Consider the following 21,545-nt stretch of genomic DNA (forward strand, 5'->3'; position numbering starts at 1 on the left):
GGTTAATAAATAATTGGTTGTTCGTAATGATTGATTATATTACCTTAAAAGCCGTATGGCATACTGACCGGGGGCGCTCGACTTCCCCTGGTTGGTTTTTTAAGATAACATGATGTACTTAATGAGTAATTATGGCATCACAGTTATCCTCCTTCCTTCAGTTTTGAAATGAACAGATCCTGTTAGCTCGAGAGAATGTAAAACCTCGGAAACGTCGCCAAATCTGGATACTGTTCCTCCAAAATTCTTTCTCCTGAATTTTTCGGGGAATACAACATCTACGTCATACCACCTCGAAATGCGTTTCATAATTGTTTGTATATCTTCGTTATTGAAAGCGAAAAGTCCATTTTTCCAGGCTACGGCGTCGTCCACATCAACATCCTTAACAATGAAAGCTGATTGGCCTTCATTTAAAGCCCCCTGCTGGCCCGGCCTCAGTAAAGCCTGGTGGCCATGATTGGTTAATTTAACCGATCCTTCCAGTAAAGTTGTTTTGATATCCTTTTCGTCGTTGTAGGCCATGACATTAAAATGGGTACCTAAAACCTGTACGCTCATGCCATTTACACTTACCGTAAATGGCTTAGATGGATTTTTAGCCACCTCAAAATAGGCCTCTCCCGAGAGTTCGACTTTTCGTTCTTTACCATAAAACACAGCCGGGTATTTTAAGGAAGAGGTAGAGTTTAACCAAACTTTGGTACCATCTGCCAATATTAGCTGATACTGGCCGCCGCGTGGCGTATTGATCATATTGTAGGCTAATTCCTTACCTCCGGCACCGGCTGCTGACTGCTGACTATAGGTCAGTAACCCGTCTTTTACTTTATTGATCTGAACGCCGGTTTGCGTGGCCAGCTGCCCATTCTTGAGGCCGTTAAGGGTAATAATTGTGCCGTTAGCCATTGTTAGATATGCCTTATTGCCGCCAGGGAGAATTTTCTTAACTACCGGAGCAACGGCATAAACAGGTTTTTTGCTCACCGGCTGCTGCGATCTCCAAAGCAGAACCCCAGCTGTAAATAATACCAAAATAGCCGCCGCGGCTTTCATCCAGGTGTACCTGTTTGGCGTGCGCGAAAAGGATTTATAAGGAATACTCTCTTGTAGATTTGCTTTTAGGGTACGATGAAGCCGCTTTTTGTTTCCCAAACCCGGCTCCCATTTACCATCTGGCATAGTCACCTCGTCCTGGTATGATTCCAATAACCGCTTTTCTTCAGGTGTGCATTCACCGGATAAATTTTTTTCGTAGAGAAAAAGAAACTCTTCTTTGGTAATCATTAAGTGTTAATCTATATGATTTATTAATAGGGCTATACTTATATAGTATGCATCCCAACCACCAACACCCATACATTGTAAAAAAATTATCGATTTTTTATTGTTGAGTTGACATGTAATTACTTTTTTCTACTTTTATCAAACCAATTTCATGTTCAAAACCTTTAAGAGCGATTCCGATTTATGGAATGATATTCGTAATGATGACGGGTTAGCTTTCGACGTGCTCTTTGATCGTTACTGGGCCAGGATGTATAAAGCGGCGTTTCGCCAGCTAAATGATGAAGAGGTCAGCCTGGAAATTGTACACGATGTATTTGTGAGTTTATGGAACAGGCGAAAGGATCTGGAAATAAATCAATTCCCTAATTTTTTATTAACGGCCATCAGGTATCAACTGCATAACCGGTCAAAAGCGTCTAAACTTTCGTTGGTGTATAAAGCCGATTTTAATGAGATTGATTACTTATCGGAATTTAACTCGGGAGATACGTACTTTCGCGATGCCGAACTTCAACAAGAGTTGGAAAGGTATCTTAATCAGTTGCCCAAACGTTGTCACGAGATATTTCTTTTAAGCCGCATGCAGCACCTGTCAAACCAGGATATTGCCGACCGCTTGGGCGTTTCCAAAAAAACTGTCGAAAATCAGCTTACATCGGCGCTGAAACATTTAAGAGTAGCGTTTAAAAATATAGCGTCTTTTATATTGCTGTAAACTGGCGTATACTGTATTCAAATTATATATAAGTAGGATAGTTATAATGATTTATTATTCCTTTGTGATTCATTCATCAATCTACTTGTATCGAATAACGCAACCTAACAATCCCATAGGCCAGTTTACGTCAGCGCCTTAAATTATTTTAATGATAACTTACGAATGGTGTTTGTGAATGTATCTGTGAAATAAATCGTGTTTTCACCCTCAAATTTCGCTAGTACTAAGCTCCTTGCGTGCACATCAGCGAGTAATCCAACTCCGTCCCTCCCATCGGGAGTTTTAGCGTTTGGCCCCGCCAGAATGGTCAGTTTGTTATTTACTATCTTTTTAATATATCCGTCGGCTGCGAAATAGATTGTGCGACTGTCTTTGTTTGCAATAATGCAGCTTATATTGCCCAGTGACAAATCCGCATAAATTCTGGCAAAAACTCCGGATGGTGTAAGCTTATACATATGATTGTTTACTCCCAGGTATTTTACATTATTGTATCCTACGAACATGGCACGGTAAACAGTACCCCGGTGGTAATCATTTTCAGGTAATATACTCGTATCATATTGTACAGGGTCTTTGCCTATATATTCGCTGGTCACAGCCTGGTCCTTCAATATCTCCATGTGAACGCTGGTCCAAAAAACGTCACTGTAAGGGTCTTTTGCTAAGCAAGCCCGCTCCACATATGTGTCCCATTGGCTGGCTACAAATTCTCCCGTCGGGCCAAATATCCATGACTGGCTGTAGGGGTCACCATCGGGAGTGACTGCACAGATAACATGAATGGTGCCTATTCGTTGTAAACCAACATAAATGGGTTCATGAATAGTTTCTCCATAATTGTTAGGAGCCAATGTTAATGTGGTCACTTGCCCATTAAGAATTTGACGGATGGCATTATTACGGGTGTCCGCAACATACAAGATGCCGCTTTCGGTTGTAAACAGGCCGGTAGGAAAGTTAAAACGCGCAGAAAGCGCCGGGCCATCAACTTTAGTTGCGCCTGACGTATACCGCTGGCCCGCGATAGTACTAATTGTATTTGGAGCAGTTGCTTTGGCAGCTGTGGTTGCATCTGTGGTTAAGGCCACACGCTGGTCTGTGTTAATTTCCGGAACAGGCTGTTCGTTTTTTGTACAACTGGTTATAGCAAATGCCACTACCAGCATACTAACATAGGTAAATTTAATTTTCATAATCAGGTGAGATTTGGTAAATAAATTTATAGAAATGAGTACATAATAATTTAACCAAATTCGCATTGTTACCAATTTGAGTAACTCTGATACGGTATTGTAAAACATATTAATAACATAGTATTTCGAAAAAACAACGATTTAACTTTGAAATAAGTTATTTAAAGGTATTTTCAATCAACAGCAAGGTTACCAGATATTTATCCCACCCAATTTAGAACTGTGTACCTAAACGTGAAAATATTGTAAAGAATATTATTAGCTTATTAAATTACATTTGATTAAACCTATAATCAAAAAATAAGCCTTATGAAAATCAAAACCTACCTGTCGATCTTCGCAATGATTGCGCTCATCTTCAATTCTTGTAAAAAAGACGAGGCATCTAACGCCTCTTCGTCTAATGACCCTTCTTTGGCCGGCGCTAAACAATCAATAAACAAGGCTGCGAACAGTTTATTGCCGCCACGTTCGGTAGTGACCATTGCAGGAACGCCCTATGATCCCAAATGGGGACAAAACGCCCGCTCAAATGATGGAATTGGAGCTGCAGCCGGTTTTTTTACACCTGAAGGAATATGTATCAGAGACGATGGCACCTTATACGTTGCAGACAGGGAAAATCATAAAATACGAAAGATAACCTCCGAAAGTATCGTTACCACTGTTCCAATTCCACTAAGTGATGGGGAGTCGATATACTACCCATTTAAATTAGGTTTTTCTGCTAACGGAACATTAAACATTTTAACTTTCGTTAGTAGCGCTGCAAAGCGTATATGGATCTTAAAGCCGGATGGCACAGTTTCAACACCACCGTTGAGAGGTTACCCTGATGAACTTTCGCAAAACATTTACGATTTGTGTAAAGATCCTTATAATGACTTTTTTTGGTTTCTGCGTATTGACAAAATGGAAAAGCTATTACCAGGCCCGGACGGCATAGTAGGTACAAACACCTATTCGCCACCATTGGATTCATTAAAGGACAGGAACAGACATATGGGCTCGTTGTTTTGTGCACGTAATGGTGTTAAATATTTTGGTTCAGGCGCCTTTTTTTATCAGCTGACGCCGGGCGGAACTTTTACGCGTATTTTCAGAACCATAAGGTTAAGAACAGATGCACTTATCTCTGATTTAATTGCAACAAATGATAGCCGCACAATCTATTTTGCAGAATCGGGATATATCAAGAGTATTTTTAACAACCACTTAGAGGTTCTGGCAGGCCCTAACGCTGCCCACCCTGATGGCAGAGACGGCGTGGGTTCTGCCGCTGATGTTTACGCCAGGAGCCTGGTCTTGTCAAAAGATGAAAATACCATATACTTTACAGACCAGCATAATACTATCAGAAAGCTGATCTTGAAATAATAATATTCAAATTTAATTCTAAAATAAAAAAGCACTTACAACTCTATGTAAGTGCTTTTTTTGACGTGACCCCTACTTTACAAATTTCGAACTATTTCCTATATGATTTGCGTTTATTGGCAGATTTAGAAATATGAACGATCAACAATTAGAAATATAAAACTTTAATACTTTCACGTTATTAGGGGTGCTACATTGCTTAGAAGGCTTTATATTATTAAAGAACCATCGTACTTGAATGTCTACGTGGTATATTCATGCAAGATCAGCTACCAATTCTCAATCTGCCTCTATTTGTCAGTTTTGTTAAATAAATAGGTATTCCCCTTTTGTATTAACGTTAAACGTCTTTTATCCGGTTCAAATTGAAAGGTGGCGTCGGCAGAAGCATAAACAAATTTATTGTCACCTTTGGCTTCCAAGGGAAATGCGCTTTGACCCGAGGCTTGCGCAAACAGCGTGATGTCTTTTTTGGTCATCGTAATTTTCAAGGGTATTTGTGTACTGGAATATTCCCCGACATATTTATCAAGCTCAGTTGATTTTAATGTAATTGTTTTAAATTCTGGAATAGTAAACGGCTTGTTAAAATATATACTCAAAGCTCCAGTGACGACGTCATTGTATGAGTATCGTGTTCCATTGGAAGTGTAAGCTATCGCTATCTTCTCTTTCGGTAAATAAAAAAGCAGACTTAAAAACCCATCGATGCCTCCGGAATGTCCATAGCCTTTTATATCATAAAACGGCATAGCAAACATTGCCATACCATAGTTTTCCCTCATTGTTTTCATCAACTCTAAGTTGGCGATACTAATAAGTTTGCCTTCAAAAAGTGCATTTATAAATTTAACCAGATCGGCGGGCGTAGAAACAATAGCCCCAGCGCCTCCCGGAATGCTCATATCTGTTTCAGGCATTTGTGTCCACTGCCCTTGGTAAATGTAGGAGTATGCTTCGTTTTTGTTTGAATTGGCTTTAGTGCCGTAATAAGTTTGTGTCAAGCCTATTTTTGAAGTGACGCGTTTCTTTAATTCTTCGCCATACGTTTTACCTGTCAATTTTTCAATAATATAACCCAGTAATACAAAGTTAGTATTGCTGTATTCGGCCTTTGAATCCGGTTCAAAATCGGATTTTTGTCTGCTAAAGATGGCAATCATTTCATCTTCAGACTTAGGGCTGCCCATATAAGTGGCATAAAGTGAGTCGCTCGTAAAATTATGAAGCCCGGTACGGTGGTCAAGCATTTCCCTAATATTGATCTTACTGGCATTGGGAAGTTGTGGAAAATAACGAGCCAAAGGTGTTTCAAAACTAAGCTTACCTTCATCTATCAGCTGAAATATCATAGTTGCTGTAAACATCTTACTGATTGAGCCTACTCTATATTTTGTTTCAATTGTGGCTGGTGTTTTTGCCTCTTTGTTTATTTGGCTAAAACCGATAGCGTTTTGATAAACCAATACTCCATTCGCGGATATGGCGATATTGCCCATGCTTTGGTCGTTTTTATTCAGCGCAACAAAAAAGCTATCTAACTTGGCTTTATTGAAAGTTTGTGCGTGAGTGCAACTTTGTAAAATAAAAAACAGCAAGAAATAGCAGTCTCTTTTTTGAATCATTGCGAAAGCGTTTAGATGATTAAAGATAGAATTTAATTAGATAAATAAAACCCCAAGGTTAGAATCGCATTTTTACTATAAATTACAAAAACTGTGATATTCGCCTTGAAGCTTTTACCTTAATCTGATAGACAATAAGGGGAGCCTTTAAAATCCTTAAATTATTGTTAGCAAGTGAACTGAATTTATTGAGTTCGAACCCATAAAAAAAGTTGCCAATAAAATTGACAACTTGCCTAAAAAAGTGATCCCATCAGGATTCGAACCTGAGACCTACTGATTAGAAATCAGTTGCTCTATCCAGCTGAGCTATGGGACCATCGCGATTTTTTCGCGGTGCAAAGATGCAAAATTATGCTGAATTATCAATTAATTTTGTTAATTCATTTATAGTTAACTAATTATATCAATAAGGGCTCTTTTTAGTTTCAACACCTGCGGGTAATGTAAACAAAGCTGCATCAAGTTTCATTGGTTTAATATCTGTTGCTATGGCTTCCATATAAAAATTAGCATTATCAATGGTCATTTTTAAAGGTATGGCGTTAGCCTTTGATAAAAAAGCATACCAGTTACCAAACCGATGATTTACATAAAGCTTGCTATCAGCAGGCAACTTAGATGTAAAATAATATTTCTGCAAACCGCTCTTGCAGGTAAGCACCAATTCATCACATTTGTGGCCCAAATTAACAATCACACCTTTATTCAAAGCGCTGCTGATCACCGAATCTGGATTTACAGCGCCATCGTTCCAAAGCAGTGCTCCAGAATTTGAAAACTTATTGTACAATTTATTATCTTTATTGATGTACAATTGTGATAATATAAACGAGCCATTTGTTTCTGATTTATAGTCGCCGCCTTTAATATAATAGTTCTGAGTATTGCCCATCATTGAACTAAATTGCGCATCTGTTACTGATGGCATTTTACTTTTATAAGTTAGTTGATAAATGATCTTTCCTTCAAAAGATTGAGCGAATGTAAACAGGGAAATTAATACAAATAATAAAGTAAAGAGAGATTTTTTCATACCGGGTTTAAGTTTGACAAATATATTAGTTATGGTAAAACGTTGCTCATAAAATGTGAATTGTATTTAAATACGTAAAAATACCTACACACTTTCCGTATAAACACTTACCTTACAACTACCGGTAAGCTATAATTTTACAACTTCAGGTTTTATTATAAAACAAAAATTCAATTCAGGCATTTGAAGTCTTGTAACAATATGACTATAAGCGATATACATACCAAGGTCTTTTGTATTGATGACGACAACATCAATCATTATATTTCTCAAAAATATATTAATAGCCTGCTGGATAGTCCCAGGATTAAAACTTTTATAAATTGCGAGGACGCCATACATGAGCTTATTAATATTGATGACGCTGATGATTTGCCCGATTATATTTTTTTAGACATTAATATGCCTGTTATGAATGGCTGGGATTTTTTGGATGTTTTTGACCGTTTACGGATTGACCCGCTGGGCAAGATTAAAATTTATATTTTAAGTTCATCAGTTTTTGCTCACGATATTGATAAATCGCGCATGTATCCAGCGGTTAAGGAATTTATATCAAAACCCCTGAGCCAGGATAAGCTTAAACAGGTGTTTAATATCAACTGAGCTTTCTGGTAACATCATCTCCGCTGGTTACAGGTTGTGCTAAATCCTTTTCTTCTATTTTTTTATATTTGGTAAACACCAACAAACCATCATGAGCACAACAAAAAACCTGTCCCCGTTCAACGAAGATCACAGCCGCAGAAAATTTATACATAACCTTACCAAAGTGGCTGGTACTGCCGCCTTTTTATCGTTACCGCTGGCTGGCAATGCCGGCGTTTTTTTTAACATGAAACAAAAAGATAACACCGTTGGCGAAATTATGGACCTGTTCATCAGTCAATTTCCGGGGGGCGCCTTGAGCAATACCGTTGATACGCTAAAAGCCGGCGATCGCGACATTAAAGTTACCGGCATTGTTACCACTATGTTTGCCACTGTTGAGGTGATCAGAAAAGCGATCAATCTTGGCGCAAACTTCATAATTGCTCATGAGCCTACTTTTTATAATCACCTCGACGAAACTGCTTGGCTGGCTGATGATGATGTTTACCGTTACAAAGCCGATCTGTTAAAACAACATAATATAGCCGTTTGGCGTAATCATGACTATATACACCGCCTTAATCCGGATGGTGTTAGGATGGGTGTGTTAAATCAGCTTAATTGGCAGAGCTATTACAATCCGGCAGCAAGCAGCGTGCTGATGCTGCCCGCAACTTCTTTAAAATCATTAATTGAATATCTAAAGCAAAAGCTGTTTATCAGTCAGGTACGGTACATTGGCAACCCTGAACAATCCTGTCAGAAAATATTGTTGATGCCAGGCGCGGCCGGTGGCACAAGACAGATACAGGCTATGGGTAAAGAAAAACCCGATGTTTTAATATGCGGCGAAATACAGGAATGGGAAACCGCCGAGTATGTGCGCGATGCACAAGCCGAAGGTCAGAAACTATCGTTGATAGTATTAGGGCATATTGCCAGCGAAGAACCAGGTTCGGAATTTATGGCCACATGGCTAAACAAAAATGTGCCCGGCATAAAAATAACGCATGTTTTGGCCAACAATTCCTTGTCATTTTTGTAGTTGTAAAACGCAATGAATTATGAACACAAGTAAACATAATTGTTGTTTAATAATATAACATTACGTACAATTGCAAATTAAGGTAATTTACTTACCGGCGTGCTAATTACATGTTAATCATACAGTTGTTATAAATTATATGAAGTTCGTCTTACTGCCGGTGTTTTTGTCTTTTAAGCGTTAATTTATTTAGAAAAAAGGTATAATTGACCTAAAAATCGCATTTTTTGCATTTAAAAATAGAAAGTGTTTTTTTTACAATAAGTTAATCATACTTTTAACCCAATTTTTTTAATAAAACTTAATTATGATCATAATTGCTGACGGTGGCTCAACTAAAACAAACTGGTGTCTGGTTACCGATGAAGGTAAAAAAGTGTATTTTAACACGGAGGGATACAACCCCTATTTTTCTGGTACGGAATATATCATACAGTCGTTAAATGAAAGTTTGCCTACCGACCTGGAAAAGGATGAAATAACTGAAGTAAATTATTACGGTGCAGGTTGCTCCACACCCGAAATGCGCAAGATTGTAGAAGTAGCTATGCAGGCTGTTTTTACCAAATCCAAGGTAAACATTGGGCACGACCTGCTTGCCGCAGCACGCGCTGTATTAGGTAATACTGAAGGTTTTGCAGCTATTTTAGGTACGGGTACCAATACCTGTATTTATGATGGTAAAGAAGTAGTTCAAAACATTGATTCAGGAGCTTATATTCTGGGCGACGAAGGCAGCGGCTGCTACATCGGTAAAAAACTCTTAACCGATTATTTACGTGGTTACATGCCCGAGCCTGTACGCAACCTGTTCTGGGAAACTTACAAGCTTACACCAGATGATATAAACGAACAGGTTTATACCCAACCCCGTGCCAATCGTTTTTGCGCAAGCTTCAGCAAGTTTGTATATGACAATAACGTTCATATTGAATATTCACGCAACCTGGTACGCACATCGTTCGAAGATTTTTTCCGTAACCTGGTAACACACTACCCTAACTATCAGAAATACAGCTTTAACTGCATAGGATCTGTTGGTTACAACTTCCGCAATGTTTTAGAAGAAGTAGTTACCGAAAACGGCATGAAGGTAGGCAACATTATCCGCTCACCTATAGATAACCTGGTAAAATATCACCTGGAACTGGCTCCAAGCTCTTTATAAGAGAGCCAGGACTAAAGTATTTTGGGATGATAGACTTTGAGACAAAAGACTATTAGCTAATAAAAAAGCAATGGCCGGAAATTATTTCCGGCCATTGCTTTTTTATATAAGTTTTTCTGTTTCCTCCATTTATTCTAATAGTCCTTTACCTCAAAGTCTATTATCTAATAGTCCTAAAAGTCCAATAATCTCCCCTCTATCCAATCGTCATTTCGCCCTGAAATATTTTGCCGTACTTACGTTTATCAAACTTGTACAGCTTGGCGGCGCGGTATGATACCCCTTTTTGTTTTTCGTCGAGCTCTTTCAAAAAACCGTAGCTAAGCATTTTCTTTCTGAAGTTACGTTTATCCAGTTTTTTATTTAAAACAGCTTCATACAGTGATTGCAGTTGGGTAAGTGTAAATTTCTCCGGAAGCAGTTCAAAAGCTATTGGCTGGTAATGCAGCCTGCGGCGAATTTTGTTAAATCCGGTATTAAATATCTCGCTATGGTCAAACGCGAGTTTGGGTAGCTCGCTAACCGGGTGCCAAAACGCTTTTTTGGCATATTGGGTAACCGGCCGCAGTTCTTTTTGGCCGTTAATGCGTATCAGGGCATAATAGGCTACTGTTATAACGCGGCCCTGTGGGTGGCGGTTTACTTCACCAAAGGTATGAAACTGCTGCATGTGCATATCGCGCAAACCTGTTAGCTCATACAATATCCGCTCGGCAGCATCATCAATGCTCTCGTCCTGCTCAACAATATAGCCGGGTAGAGCCAGCCAGTCCTTATACGGTTCCTCGTTGCGCTCAATAAGCAAAATTTTAAGCTCTCCGGCTTCAAAACCAAAAATTACGCAGTCAATAGAGAATACGGAATCAAACTTGGGTAGCATTACTTCCAAAACTGTACAGGGATTTAAGTTTAATTGTTAAATATATGACCTTAATTCCTAATCCAAAAAAAAACAAATAAAATTTAATGGTGTAATTTACACACACTATCTTCGTAGCACAAATTTAAGTGATGTAAAGATGCGTAAAATTTCAAAAATTGCAGTTTTAACTTCAGGAGGCGATGCCCCCGGAATGAATCCCTGCATTAGGGCGGTTGTTAGAACGGCTTTATATAACGGCCTTGAGGTTGTAGGTGTAAGGCAGGGCTACAAGGGGCTTATTGAGAATGACATGTACGATATGGACAGGCGTTCGGTAAGTAATATACTTAATTTGGGAGGCACCATTTTAAAAACGGCGCGTTGCTTACCTTTTAAAGAAGATGAAGGTATGGCCACTGCCTATGAGCATGTTAAAGAACGTGGCATTGATGCCCTTGTTGTTATTGGCGGAGACGGTACATTTACCGGTGCGCTGCGTTTTTCAAAAAAATACCCGGACATTGCCGTTATTGGTGTACCCGGTACTATAGACAATGACCTTTGCGGATCAACCTATACGCTGGGCTTTGATACGGCAACCAACACTGTTATCGAGGCTATCGATAAAATACGTGATACCGCCGATGCGCATGACCGTCTTTTTTTTATTGAAGTGATGGGCCGTGACTCTGGAGCTATTGCCCTTCGAGCCGGCATATCATGCGGCGCCGAAGCTATTTTGCTGCCCGAAAAACAAACCGCACTTGAAGATTTGATCAAAAACCTGAAAGATGGAAAATCAAATAAAAAATCATCGAGCATTGTTATTGTTGCCGAAGGCGATAAAAACGGCGGTGTTTATGACGTGGCCAATGCAGTACAAAAAGAAATTAAAGACTACGATATTAAAGTAACTATATTAGGTCACCTGCAAAGAGGCGGCAGCCCATCGAGCTTTGACCGTATTTTGGGCAGCAGACTTGGCTTTGCCGCTGTAAATGCGTTAATTGCGGGCGAAACACAAAAAATGGTAGGTTTGCAAGCCAATAATATTTTGCTTACCAGTTTGGAAGAGGCCCTTAACCAACATGAATTTAAGCTGGAAGCCGATCTTTTACAAATGGTTGACGTATTATCAATATAACAAATGATTGCAGTTGTTTATAGTGGATCGTATTTTGCACATTGGCGGCTGGCCGATAAGGGGCGTATTATCGCGTCTTTTAAAACCAACGGCATCAATCCCTATTTTAACGACGAGAAACATATCCTGCAACTGCTTAATAAAAACATCAACCTCATACACCACGCCGAGCAAATAAGGCGTATCTATTTTTTTGGCGCTGGTGCATCATCCCCTGAGCGTAAGCAAATTGTACATAATGCGCTGTCGGCATTTTTTAAATTCGGTAAGGTAACGGTTGAGCATGATATTACGGCGGCGGCAATTGCCTGCTGCAAAAATTCGCCGGGCATTATCAGCATTTGCGGTAGCGGTTCAAACGCGGCCTGGTACGATGGTCGGAAGGTACATCCTAACAACTATGGCCTGGGCTATATCCTGGCCGATGAAGGCTCGGGCAACTGGCTGGGCAGGCAGCTGCTTAAAGGATTTATGAACGAAACCCTGCCGGCAAACCTTAAAAAGAAGTTTTTGCACAAGTACGATGTGGAGCGAAAAACCTTGCTTGAAAAAGTTTACCGTCAAAAACAACCGGCCCTTTTCTTAAGTTCATTTACCGATTTCTATCTGGAAAACCGTGATGATCATCATCTGCAAAACGTCATAAAAAAAGGATTTAGCAAGCTAATTTCAACATATTTACTACCTTTATCTAAGCAACATCCGGGAGCCACAATTCATTTTGCAGGCACAGTAGCTGCAAACTTTCAGGAACATTTATATGAAGCTGCTGCCGAAGCTAACCTTCAAATAACAAACATTATCAAAGAACCCATAAATAATTTATTAACCTACTATTCAAATAAAAATTAAAAAATCATGAAAATAGGAATTAACGGTTTCGGCCGTATTGGACGCCTGGCATTCAGAGCTGCAATTGAAAGACCCGACATTGAAGTTGTTGGTATTAATGACCTTGTTGAGCCTGATTACATGGCTTACATGTTAAAATACGATTCAACTCACGGTCCATTCAAAGGCACTATTGCTGTTGAAGGCGGACATTTGGTTGTAAACGGTAAAACCATCCGTGTAACTGCTGAAAAGGATCCTGCTAACCTTAAATGGGGTGAAGTAGGCGCCGAGGTGATCATCGAATCAACCGGTTTGTTCCTTACTCAGGAAACTGCACAAAAACACATTGATGCCGGTGCTAAAAAAGTAGTAATGAGCGCGCCAGCCAAAGACGATACCCCTACTTTTGTAATGGGTGTAAACAACAAACAATTATCTGCAAGCCATACCATCGTATCAAACGCTTCATGTACTACCAACTGCCTTGCTCCTATCGCTAAGGTATTGAACGATAGCTTTGGCATTGAAGAAGGCTTAATGAGCACTGTACACGCTGTTACAGCTACTCAAAAAACTGTTGACAGCCCGTCTGCTAAAGACTGGAGAGGTGGCCGTGGCGCTTACCAGAACATCATCCCTTCATCAACAGGTGCTGCTAAAGCGGTTACTTTGGTTATCCCTGAATTGAAAGGTAAATTAACCGGTATGTCATTCCGTGTTCCGGTTGCCGACGTATCTGTTGTTGACTTAACTGTACGCCTTAAAAAAGGTGCTACATATGAGGATATCAAAAAAGCAATGAAAACAGCTTCAGAAGGCGACCTGAAAGGTATTTTAGGTTACACTGAAGATGACGTAGTTTCTGAAGACTTTAAAGGTGACGCACGTACATCAATTTTTGATGCTAAAGCCGGTATCGCTTTGAATGATAACTTTGTTAAAGTTGTATCATGGTACGATAACGAGTGGGGTTATTCAAACAAACTGATTGACCTTGTTCAGGAAATCGGTAAAGTTTAATTAATCGCAATCAATCTTTAATTTATATAACAAAGCCGCCTGGATTAACCGGCGGCTTTTGTTTTTATGCATTGTATACAGATATAAACCATGTCATTGCGAGGCACGAAGCAATCTCACAGTCTTACAAAGCGGACTTACTAATTTGCGATTGCTTCGTGCCTCGCAATGACATAATTCAGGCCTTTACCACGGCGTTTCGCCATTATCACTGATATATTTGCCGGTTGGGCCGTCCTTATCCAGCATAGCATACTCTACAATTGGAGCTGCACCATCTTCTACAGGTTTTGGGCCCCGATTGCCGTTAAATTCGGTATTCGTATAGCCGGGATTTACCGCGTTTACTTTAACCTGGTCTTTAAGTTCAAAAGCCAAAGCAACTGTGTAAGCGTTCAAAGCCGTTTTAGACGGACCATAAGCGGCAGATTTAATCTGGTAATGCTCCCAGTTAGGATCGTTATGCAGGGTAAGTGACCCCAGGTCTGAAGTAACATTTACTATTCTTGGATTTTCGGCCTTCTTCAGCAGGTCAATAAAGATGCGTACGGTACGTATAACGCCAAAGAAATTCACTTCAAAAACGTTATGCAGCGTCTCATTATCTGCATTTGATGCCAGTTGCGGAAATGCGCCGGGTATACCCGCGTTATTGATCAGCACGTCCAATTTATCAATGCGTTTAGCCAGATCATCATGGGCAGTCTGTACCGATTCCTCACTGATAACATCAATCAGCAATAGCTCCACATCGGCAAAACCCTCTGATTTTAATTGCTCAACGGCCTTTTGGCCTCTGTCCTGATCCCTGCTTCCTAAAAATATATAATAGCCTGCCTTAGCCAGCTGGCGTGCGGTTTCCAGGCCAATACCTTTATTGGCTCCGGTTATTAATACTGTTTGCTTATTCATGAAAGCAAAGCTATAACAGCCCACTCTAATAGCTGCTGCACATAGCCCGGCATTAACTGTACATTTCCCGGATTTGTTCACGATAGCTCGCCGGTGTTGTATCTGTTAAGCGTTTAAAAAATCTGTTAAAATAGGCAGCATCCTCAAAACCAAGTTCATCAGCAATTTGCTTTACTGAAAGTTCAGTATGCAGTAACCGGCGCTTGGCTTCTACAATAAGACGCTCATGAATATGGGTAATGGCCGTTTTTCCGCTTTGCTGTTTAATAACTTCAGTAAGGTGGCCCGGCGTTATACTGAGCTTTTCGGCGTATGCAGCAACATCATGCTGGGAAGCATAATGCTCGCCAATAAGCGTCTGGAAGCTTTTGAGCATGCAATAGTTTAGGGTAAAGCAGGCTTCACTAAATTGTTCGGTATATAATCTACTGAGGTATATTACCAGCACACGCAACCAGGAAGTGAGCATCTGGTTGCGCCAGGTACCATCTGCCTGAAACTCAGCCAGCATTTTGCGCATTACATCCTCTTCAAAAACAATGTCCTGCTCATTGAGCAAAAGCTCGTGCGCCCCGGCCGGATTTTGAATAATAGGAAGCTGCTTTAATACCCTGTTCTCTTCCAGCAGCAAAAACTCATCTGTAAAACAAGCCAGCAGCCCTACCATTGGCGCCGAATATTCTTTAAGGTGCACCTGCTGCGGAACCGTAAAGTAAAAGGTATCACGCTTAACGGTATAAGGCATAAAATCAATCCAATGCCGGTTGTGGCCTTCTTTTACCAGCACAAACAAATAATAATCCTTACGGTGCGGAATCAGAAAAGCAGGGTCAAGCCTGAAACTACCGCAATGGGTTCCTGCTTCACGAATTTCAATCATGCTGTTCCCCGTATCGCTGCTTTCCTGTAATGAATAGGTTGGTATTACTTGCTTTTCTGTTGTTGTTAAAACTGGCATATACCAAAATAACAAAATAAATTGGGTTGATTACATTGGTATGCCCCTAATGCCAATGTAAGTTACAAGTTGACGCAAATATTATAAACCAAAGAACGATCAAATCAGCGAGCCAGCTATTAACAGCACCTTTTCTATGGCATTCTCTTTAAGCTGAATATACTTTACCCTTTCTTCATCGTTCATAAATCCGAGGAAATCCTGCTGAGTTTCAAATGTTACGATATGTATTTCGTACGGGTATCCCATAGATGTTTCTATAACACAATCTTTGGTTGGGCGTACCCGGTAAACAAGCTCTCCGCCATGTTTATGTAATAAGGGTAAAACGTGCGACTCAAACACGTTAAATTCGTATTCCTTATTGTCCCTGATAAATACGATCTGGGTAAAGTAAAGCATGTATTAATAAGTTAGATAGATAAAAAGATGTTATTCCGTTTTCAGGCTCTTCACGGGGTTTGTTAAGGCCGCCTTTACACTCAGGTATGATACTGTGGCAAAAGCGATGATCATAACCGCGATAAAAGGAACAATGAATAAAAGAATATTTATTTCGGTTCTGAAGGCATAGGTTTGCAACCACTTGTTAATAGCGTACCAACCCAGTGGTGCCGATATAATAAATGATATGAGCACCAGAAGGGCAAAATCTTTGTACAGCAACCCTAAGATACTATTTACCGTAGCACCCAGAACCTTACGGATACCTATCTCTTTAGTGCGCTGAACAATAGTGTACGATACCAGGCCAAACAAGCCCAAACAGGCGACAAAAATGGCTATCACGGTAAATACGCCAAACACCTGCCCAAAACGCTGGTCGGTTTGATACTGATCATTAAAATGCTGGTCTAAAAAGAAATAATCAAACTGGTCGCCGGGGAAAAACGCCGCCCAGGTTTTCTTAAGGTCAGCAATGGTTTGGGTTATGTTGGTTGAGCTCACTTTAACTGATACGTAGCCCCTTATATCGGGGATACAACGGAAAATGATGGCATCATAGGAATCGCGCAGAGACTGCTGATGAAAATTATCAACCACGCCTACTATGGTGTAAACCTGTCCCCAAAAATCAATCTTTCTGCCCAGGGCTTGTTCGGGTTTAGTAAAACCTATCTGTTCTACTGCTTTGCGGTTAAAAACTACGCTGTGCGGTTCGTCGCCAAAATCTTTGGAGAACTTTCTGCCGGCTATCAATTTTATACCATAGGCTTCCAGGTAGTCATAATCGGTACCAACAATACGGTATTGCTTGCCGTGGCTCTGGTCTTCGGTAGTTAATTTTATGCCGCCTGCATTCCACGGCACGGGCTGGCCTGGAATTGCAGTTGATACTGTAACGCTTTTTACAGCCGGAAATCTCAAACTTTCCTGTTTAAAGGAGTTCATACTCCTATAAAATGAGTCTACTTTGGTTAGCGGCCGTTTAATGACCAGCGTTTGCTCAATTTTTACACCCAGTTTTTGGTTTTGCATAAATTGCAGCTGCCTGAAAACGGTAAGCGAACCGATCAATAAAAATATAGACGCAGCAAACTGGAACACTACCATCGCTTTACGTAAAACAACACCTTTGGGCGATGCCTGAATTTTGCCCTTCATTACCTCCACGGGTCTGAAAGCCGATAATACAATTGCCGGGTAAAAACCGCTAAAAAACGAACCCAGTATAAATATGGCGACAACGGCTATCCAAAAAGCCGGTTTGACAAGCAGCGTAAAACCCATCTGCAAGCCTGATATGTTGGCAAAAACCGGTATAAAAATTATAATGATCAATACCGCAGCTAATAGAGCCAATGCATTAAGCAGCATAGCCTCCAGCATAAACTGGGTGATGAGCTGTGCTTTTGCCGAACCAAGAGTTTTGCGTACGCCTACTTCCTTAGCCCTGCCAATGCCGCGGGCTGTAGCCAAATTAATATAGTTAATCCAGGCGATGATGATTACAAATATGGCTATGCCTAATAATAAATAAACCGACTTACCATCGCCATTGGGCTGAAATTCCAGCATGAGGTTTGAGTAAAGATGTATACTTTGTACCGGTTGCAGCGTATACACGGCCCCCTCTCCGGCGCTTTTATACTGGTCATAAACCTTTTTAACTATGGGGACAAACTTGGCCTCCAATACTTTAGGATCAACACCTGGTTTTAGCAGCAGGTAAGTAGTACAGCCATCAGATAGCCAGGCATTATCAAGATTATAATCACCATTTGGCGGGTTTTCTTTAAGCAGGGTGCTGTATGATTGCAAAAAATCAAACTTCATGTGGGTGTTATTGGGCATATTTTTCATAACACCGGTAATTTTTAAAGGCTTATCGGTATTAATATATAATGTTTGCCCAACCGGGTTTATATTATGAAAAAGTGTTTGTGCTATTTCTTCAGATATAACTGCCGTATTTGGTTCCTTTAGCGCGGTTTCAGGGTCGCCACTAATAAGCGGAAATGAAAAGATATTGAAAAATGAAGTACTAACATAATAATTGTTCTTGATAACCATTTTCTGGTCTTTGTAATTGGCCAGAGACTGTCCCGCCTCAACAATCTTCACAAAGGCTTCTATCTCGGGCAAGGCGGTTTTAAAGACGCTGCCTGCGGCAAACGTACCACCAGCCCATCGGGTGCTCAACTTACCATTGTTGTACCTATCCTGGTTTATGCGGTAGATACGGTCTTTTTTTGAATGGAAATTATCATAGCTTAGTTCAAAGCTTACATATTGTAAAATGAGCAGGCACGCGGCCATACCAATTGCCAGTCCAACAATGTTGATGAAAGAAAAGGCCTTGTTTTTAGATAGGTTTCTAAAAGCGACAAGCAGGTAATTTTTTAGCATAACAGTCAGGTTTATGCTTTTAATTAGCTAAGAATGTGCCCTTATTTTAAATAACTCACAATCAGACAGTTATACACAAATAAATTACAATAACTGTTCGGATTCGTTACAACTATTGTTCGCAAGTGAACGCGGTACATTACGCTTTATATCAGTAAGTTAAGTAATCACATCAGCTCGCTGTCCTTTTTCTCGTGATAGGTTTTATAAGCAAGGTAAAAGAACAGCAATGCGGGCAAGGCATTCAGCAAAACACCTTTAGGGCTCACATCCGGGTAGGTTATAAATACCTGCACAACAAGGGATATGAGCAAAATTGCCCCGATAGTTATATACAGGTAACGGAATTTAGGATTCATAAGTGGCAGATTAACAATGTAACCATTGGCTAAACGGGTATGCTTGACCAATGGTTTCATTGCAGGAGAAGTTTTTTAATCTCAGCGTTTCAGCTCGTACTTAGCGGGAGCATCTGCAGCCCCTTTTAATATTACTGCGCCCAGTGGTGGTAAAGTAATGCTTACCGAATTATTTTTACCGTGCCATGCAGTAGCTTCGGCGATTATCTGTTGGGGGTTAATTAAACCGCTGCCCCAGAATTTTTTCGCATCCGAGTTGAATATCTCTTTCCATTTACCGGCTGCGTAAACGCCTATGCGGTAGTTATGGCGGGGCACAGGTGTCATGTTCAGGATGATCACCAGATCGTCTTTCTCATTAAATCCTTTGCGGCCATAAACCAGTACCGAATCATTGGCGTTACCGCCATCTATCCATTCAAAGCCGCTGAAATCAAAAGCTTTCTCGTACAATGCCGGCTCGTCACGATACAGGTGATTAAGGGTCTTCACCGTTTCTGACATCCCCTGGTGGTTGGCATATTCCAGTACATGCCATTGCAGCGACTGCCCAAAGTTCCACTCATCCCCTTGTCCAAATTCAGCGCCCATAAACAGTAACTTGGTACCGGGATGGGTAAACATATAACTGTACATTAACCGCAGGTTAGCAAACTGCTGCCACTCATCGCCGGGCATTTTGCGCAGCATAGAGCCTTTACCATAAACCACCTCATCGTGCGAAAAAGGCAGCATAAAGTTTTCTGTAAAGGCGTAAATGGTACTAAACGTGATCTCGTTATGGTGATACCTGCGGTGAATAGGATCTTCTTTAAAATAGCCTATAGTATCGTGCATCCAGCCCATCATCCATTTCATGCCAAAACCCAAGCCTCCCATATAAACCGGACGGCTTACACCGGTAAATGAAGTAGATTCTTCCGCAATGGTTTGTACTGAAGGGAAGTGACTGTAAACAGCCTCGTTAAACTCCTTCAGGAATGAAATGGCTTCCAGGTTTTCATTACCGCCATACATATTGGCTTCCCACTCGCCGTGCTTGCGTGAATAATCAAGATAAAGCATAGAGGCTACCGCATCGACACGTAAACCATCGGCATGATAACGATCAAGCCAGAACAGGGCGTTGCTGATCAGGAACGCCCTTACTTCGTTGCGCCCGTAGTTAAATATATATGATTTCCAATCGGGATGAAAGCCTTTGCGGCTATCGGCATGCTCATACAAATGTGTACCGTCAAACTTATACAGGGCATGGATATCTCCCGGGAAATGCGAAGGCACCCAATCAAGGATAACCCCTATACCTGCCTCATGGAATTTTTCTATCAGGTACATCAGCTCTTGTGGCGAGCCATAGCGCGATGCCGCGGCAAAATATCCCGAGATCTGGTAACCCCAGCTCGGGTAAAAAGGTGACTCCATAATTGGCATCAGCTCCACGTGGGTAAAGCCCATCTCCTTTACGTAAGGCACCATTTTATCGGCCAGTTGAGTGTAAGTTAAAAACTCATCAGGGCTCTCCAAACTACGCGCCCACGAGCCGGGGTGCACCTCATACACGCTGTATGGCTTATCGAGCCCATTATGTTCATGGCGGTTAGCCATCCAATCGTTGTCCTTCCACTCGTAAAAAGTATCTGCTACTATAGATGCCGTATGCGGCGGCACTTCCCAACGCAGCGCAAAGGGGTCACTTTTTTCCAGGTTCTCACCACTGGATGCCTTGATAAAATATTTATAGGTTTCGCCAACACCCACATTAGGAATAAAACCTTCCCATATACCCGATGAATCCCAGCGGCTAAATAAACTATGCGAACCACGGTTCCAGCCGTTAAAATTGCCTATTACCGATACATACTGCGCATTAGGCGCCCAAACAGAAAAGTAGGTTCCCACCACGCCATTAAACTCCACCACGTGCGAACCAAATTTTTCATATAGCTTATAATGCTTGCCCGATTTAAATAAACTGACATCAAAATCAGTAAAGCGGCTATAAGGCTCTACAGCTTTAAGCATTACATGAGTTTTTTTTGCTGCTACTGCTTTTTTAGCAGCTTTAGGCTTTTCGGCGGCTATATTTTTGGTTTCGGCTGGTTTTGCTTTGGGCTTAGCCGGCTTTTTTGCCGTAGTTGTTTTTACTGCAGGTGCGGGCGCTTTATCGGTAGCTTTTGCTTTTACAGCTTTTTTTTCTTTTACAGGTTTTGCTTCCGGTAACGGGGTTTCGGTTTTCTTAGTTTGTTTGGCCATGATATTTAACCGGTTAAGGTATGTTGGAATAACCCAATATACTGGAATGAGTTTGGTTTATATATAATCAAATATAACAGGATTAAAATGATTTTGATTTGATTTAAAAGATATACTTTGATCAGCAATTTTAAAATCAACACATTTCCTCTCTCTTTACCTGAAAAACTTTTTAAAGCTTTAATTTAACACTTTTCGGGTTAAAACCGGTGCAAACACGGGGCAAAAACTGTTTAAAATTTATTCAAAACCATCATTTTAACACTTTTTTATTAAATCCCGACTCGGTTTTGAAATTTTAAGA

General features: G+C 40.6%; 19 protein-coding genes and 1 tRNA gene. 8 read left to right on the forward strand and 12 right to left on the reverse strand.

All coding sequences use genetic code 11. The annotated features are described in order from the left end of the window. Nucleotides 1-129: 129 nt before the first annotated feature. Nucleotides 130-1,287 (reverse strand): FecR family protein, encoded by a 1,158-nt coding sequence (locus tag SNE25_RS27030; RefSeq protein WP_321562139.1) that lies wholly within the window; start codon nt 1,285-1,287, stop codon nt 130-132. A gap of 151 nt (nt 1,288-1,438) precedes the next feature. Between SNE25_RS27030 and SNE25_RS27035 the strand changes: the two genes are divergently transcribed. Next, complete coding sequence (locus SNE25_RS27035; protein ID WP_321562140.1) at nt 1,439-2,005, forward strand: RNA polymerase sigma-70 factor; 567 nt, start codon at nt 1,439-1,441, stop codon at nt 2,003-2,005. A 143-nt stretch (nt 2,006-2,148) separates the two neighbouring features. On the opposite strand, the gene SNE25_RS27040 is transcribed toward SNE25_RS27035, so the two are convergent. After that, nucleotides 2,149-3,204 carry a hypothetical protein gene (locus tag SNE25_RS27040; protein WP_321562141.1) on the reverse strand — a complete coding sequence of 352 codons (1,056 nt, stop codon included), beginning with the start codon at nt 3,202-3,204 and terminating at the stop codon, nt 2,149-2,151. Nucleotides 3,205-3,513: 309 nt separating this feature from the next. Here SNE25_RS27040 and SNE25_RS27045 point away from each other — a divergent pair, with 309 nt between their 5' ends. Further along, nucleotides 3,514-4,581, forward strand: coding sequence for an NHL repeat-containing protein (locus tag SNE25_RS27045; RefSeq protein ID WP_321562142.1), 1,068 nt, complete (start codon nt 3,514-3,516; stop codon nt 4,579-4,581). A 290-nt stretch (nt 4,582-4,871) separates the two neighbouring features. Here the strand turns inward: SNE25_RS27045 and SNE25_RS27050 are convergent, their stop codons facing one another. The 3 genes from SNE25_RS27050 to SNE25_RS27060 form a co-directional block, all read right to left on the reverse strand. Further along, complete coding sequence (locus tag SNE25_RS27050) at nt 4,872-6,206, reverse strand: serine hydrolase domain-containing protein (RefSeq protein ID WP_321562143.1); 1,335 nt, start codon at nt 6,204-6,206, stop codon at nt 4,872-4,874. Between the two features lie 245 nt (nt 6,207-6,451). After that, nucleotides 6,452-6,525 (reverse strand) — tRNA-Arg (locus SNE25_RS27055). 87 nt (nt 6,526-6,612) lie between these two features. After that, entirely contained in the window at nt 6,613-7,242 is a 630-nt protein-coding gene (locus SNE25_RS27060; protein ID WP_321562144.1) for a hypothetical protein, read from the reverse strand. A 201-nt stretch (nt 7,243-7,443) separates the two neighbouring features. Here SNE25_RS27060 and SNE25_RS27065 point away from each other — a divergent pair, with 201 nt between their 5' ends. From SNE25_RS27065 to SNE25_RS27075, 3 genes are all read left to right on the forward strand, one after another. Further along, nucleotides 7,444-7,848 (forward strand): response regulator, encoded by a 405-nt coding sequence (locus SNE25_RS27065; protein WP_321562145.1) that lies wholly within the window; start codon nt 7,444-7,446, stop codon nt 7,846-7,848. A 91-nt stretch (nt 7,849-7,939) separates the two neighbouring features. Next, on the forward strand, nt 7,940-8,878 hold the full coding sequence (locus SNE25_RS27070; protein ID WP_321562146.1) for a Nif3-like dinuclear metal center hexameric protein: 939 nt from the start codon (nt 7,940-7,942) through the stop codon (nt 8,876-8,878). A gap of 307 nt (nt 8,879-9,185) precedes the next feature. Next, nucleotides 9,186-10,046 (forward strand): N-acetylglucosamine kinase, encoded by an 861-nt coding sequence (locus SNE25_RS27075; protein ID WP_321562147.1) that lies wholly within the window; start codon nt 9,186-9,188, stop codon nt 10,044-10,046. 196 nt (nt 10,047-10,242) lie between these two features. Here the strand turns inward: SNE25_RS27075 and SNE25_RS27080 are convergent, their stop codons facing one another. Next, nucleotides 10,243-10,935 carry an NUDIX hydrolase gene (locus tag SNE25_RS27080; RefSeq protein ID WP_407666958.1) on the reverse strand — a complete coding sequence of 231 codons (693 nt, stop codon included), beginning with the start codon at nt 10,933-10,935 and terminating at the stop codon, nt 10,243-10,245. 130 nt (nt 10,936-11,065) lie between these two features. Here SNE25_RS27080 and pfkA point away from each other — a divergent pair, with 130 nt between their 5' ends. Genes pfkA through gap form a run of 3 tightly spaced genes read left to right on the forward strand, consistent with a single transcriptional unit; the run spans nt 11,066 to nt 13,906 of the window. Continuing rightward, complete coding sequence (gene pfkA, locus SNE25_RS27085) at nt 11,066-12,052, forward strand: 6-phosphofructokinase (protein WP_321562148.1); 987 nt, start codon at nt 11,066-11,068, stop codon at nt 12,050-12,052. Nucleotides 12,053-12,055: 3 nt separating this feature from the next. Further along, nucleotides 12,056-12,904: a hypothetical protein gene (locus tag SNE25_RS27090; protein WP_321562149.1), complete on the forward strand. Its 849-nt coding sequence runs from the start codon at nt 12,056-12,058 to the stop codon at nt 12,902-12,904. Between the two features lie 6 nt (nt 12,905-12,910). After that, nucleotides 12,911-13,906, forward strand: coding sequence for a type I glyceraldehyde-3-phosphate dehydrogenase (gene gap, locus SNE25_RS27095; RefSeq protein WP_321562150.1), 996 nt, complete (start codon nt 12,911-12,913; stop codon nt 13,904-13,906). Between the two features lie 186 nt (nt 13,907-14,092). On the opposite strand, the gene SNE25_RS27100 is transcribed toward gap, so the two are convergent. The 6 genes from SNE25_RS27100 to glgB all read right to left on the reverse strand — a co-directional run bounded on the left by SNE25_RS27100 (nt 14,093) and on the right by glgB (nt 21,010). Continuing rightward, the gene (locus tag SNE25_RS27100) at nt 14,093-14,818 is read right to left on the reverse strand and encodes an SDR family oxidoreductase (RefSeq protein ID WP_321562151.1); all 726 of its coding nucleotides are present in this window, start codon (nt 14,816-14,818) and stop codon (nt 14,093-14,095) included. 52 nt (nt 14,819-14,870) lie between these two features. Next, nucleotides 14,871-15,776, reverse strand: coding sequence for a helix-turn-helix domain-containing protein (locus tag SNE25_RS27105; protein ID WP_321562152.1), 906 nt, complete (start codon nt 15,774-15,776; stop codon nt 14,871-14,873). A gap of 99 nt (nt 15,777-15,875) precedes the next feature. Further along, nucleotides 15,876-16,178, reverse strand: coding sequence for a hypothetical protein (locus SNE25_RS27110; RefSeq protein ID WP_321562153.1), 303 nt, complete (start codon nt 16,176-16,178; stop codon nt 15,876-15,878). Between the two features lie 30 nt (nt 16,179-16,208). After that, complete coding sequence (locus SNE25_RS27115; RefSeq protein WP_321562154.1) at nt 16,209-18,626, reverse strand: ABC transporter permease; 2,418 nt, start codon at nt 18,624-18,626, stop codon at nt 16,209-16,211. Between the two features lie 167 nt (nt 18,627-18,793). Continuing rightward, a complete protein-coding gene (locus SNE25_RS27120; RefSeq protein ID WP_321562155.1) occupies nt 18,794-19,045 on the reverse strand; it encodes a hypothetical protein in 252 nt (83 codons plus the stop codon). A 21-nt stretch (nt 19,046-19,066) separates the two neighbouring features. After that, a complete protein-coding gene (glgB, locus tag SNE25_RS27125) occupies nt 19,067-21,010 on the reverse strand; it encodes a 1,4-alpha-glucan branching protein GlgB (RefSeq protein WP_321566254.1) in 1,944 nt (647 codons plus the stop codon). Nucleotides 21,011-21,545: the final 535 nt, after the last annotated feature.

This window comes from Mucilaginibacter sabulilitoris (genome assembly GCF_034262375.1).
Taxonomy (GTDB): domain Bacteria; phylum Bacteroidota; class Bacteroidia; order Sphingobacteriales; family Sphingobacteriaceae; genus Mucilaginibacter; species Mucilaginibacter sabulilitoris.

What these genes read in the sequence shown, in the direction of transcription:
- SNE25_RS27030 (WP_321562139.1), bottom strand. Translation starts at nt 1,287, where the DNA reads ATGATTACCAAAGAAGAGTTTCTTTTTCTCTACGAAAAAAATTTATCC.
- SNE25_RS27035 (WP_321562140.1), top strand. Translation starts at nt 1,439, where the DNA reads ATGTTCAAAACCTTTAAGAGCGATTCCGATTTATGGAATGATATTCGT.
- SNE25_RS27040 (WP_321562141.1), bottom strand. Translation starts at nt 3,204, where the DNA reads ATGAAAATTAAATTTACCTATGTTAGTATGCTGGTAGTGGCATTTGCT.
- SNE25_RS27045 (WP_321562142.1), top strand. Translation starts at nt 3,514, where the DNA reads ATGAAAATCAAAACCTACCTGTCGATCTTCGCAATGATTGCGCTCATC.
- SNE25_RS27050 (WP_321562143.1), bottom strand. Translation starts at nt 6,206, where the DNA reads ATGATTCAAAAAAGAGACTGCTATTTCTTGCTGTTTTTTATTTTACAA.
- SNE25_RS27060 (WP_321562144.1), bottom strand. Translation starts at nt 7,242, where the DNA reads ATGAAAAAATCTCTCTTTACTTTATTATTTGTATTAATTTCCCTGTTT.
- SNE25_RS27065 (WP_321562145.1), top strand. Translation starts at nt 7,444, where the DNA reads ATGACTATAAGCGATATACATACCAAGGTCTTTTGTATTGATGACGAC.
- SNE25_RS27070 (WP_321562146.1), top strand. Translation starts at nt 7,940, where the DNA reads ATGAGCACAACAAAAAACCTGTCCCCGTTCAACGAAGATCACAGCCGC.
- SNE25_RS27075 (WP_321562147.1), top strand. Translation starts at nt 9,186, where the DNA reads ATGATCATAATTGCTGACGGTGGCTCAACTAAAACAAACTGGTGTCTG.
- pfkA (WP_321562148.1), top strand. Translation starts at nt 11,066, where the DNA reads ATGCGTAAAATTTCAAAAATTGCAGTTTTAACTTCAGGAGGCGATGCC.
- SNE25_RS27090 (WP_321562149.1), top strand. Translation starts at nt 12,056, where the DNA reads ATGATTGCAGTTGTTTATAGTGGATCGTATTTTGCACATTGGCGGCTG.
- gap (WP_321562150.1), top strand. Translation starts at nt 12,911, where the DNA reads ATGAAAATAGGAATTAACGGTTTCGGCCGTATTGGACGCCTGGCATTC.
- SNE25_RS27100 (WP_321562151.1), bottom strand. Translation starts at nt 14,818, where the DNA reads ATGAATAAGCAAACAGTATTAATAACCGGAGCCAATAAAGGTATTGGC.
- SNE25_RS27105 (WP_321562152.1), bottom strand. Translation starts at nt 15,776, where the DNA reads ATGCCAGTTTTAACAACAACAGAAAAGCAAGTAATACCAACCTATTCA.
- SNE25_RS27110 (WP_321562153.1), bottom strand. Translation starts at nt 16,178, where the DNA reads ATGCTTTACTTTACCCAGATCGTATTTATCAGGGACAATAAGGAATAC.
- SNE25_RS27115 (WP_321562154.1), bottom strand. Translation starts at nt 18,626, where the DNA reads ATGCTAAAAAATTACCTGCTTGTCGCTTTTAGAAACCTATCTAAAAAC.
- SNE25_RS27120 (WP_321562155.1), bottom strand. Translation starts at nt 19,045, where the DNA reads ATGAAACCATTGGTCAAGCATACCCGTTTAGCCAATGGTTACATTGTT.
- glgB (WP_321566254.1), bottom strand. Translation starts at nt 21,010, where the DNA reads ATGCTTAAAGCTGTAGAGCCTTATAGCCGCTTTACTGATTTTGATGTC.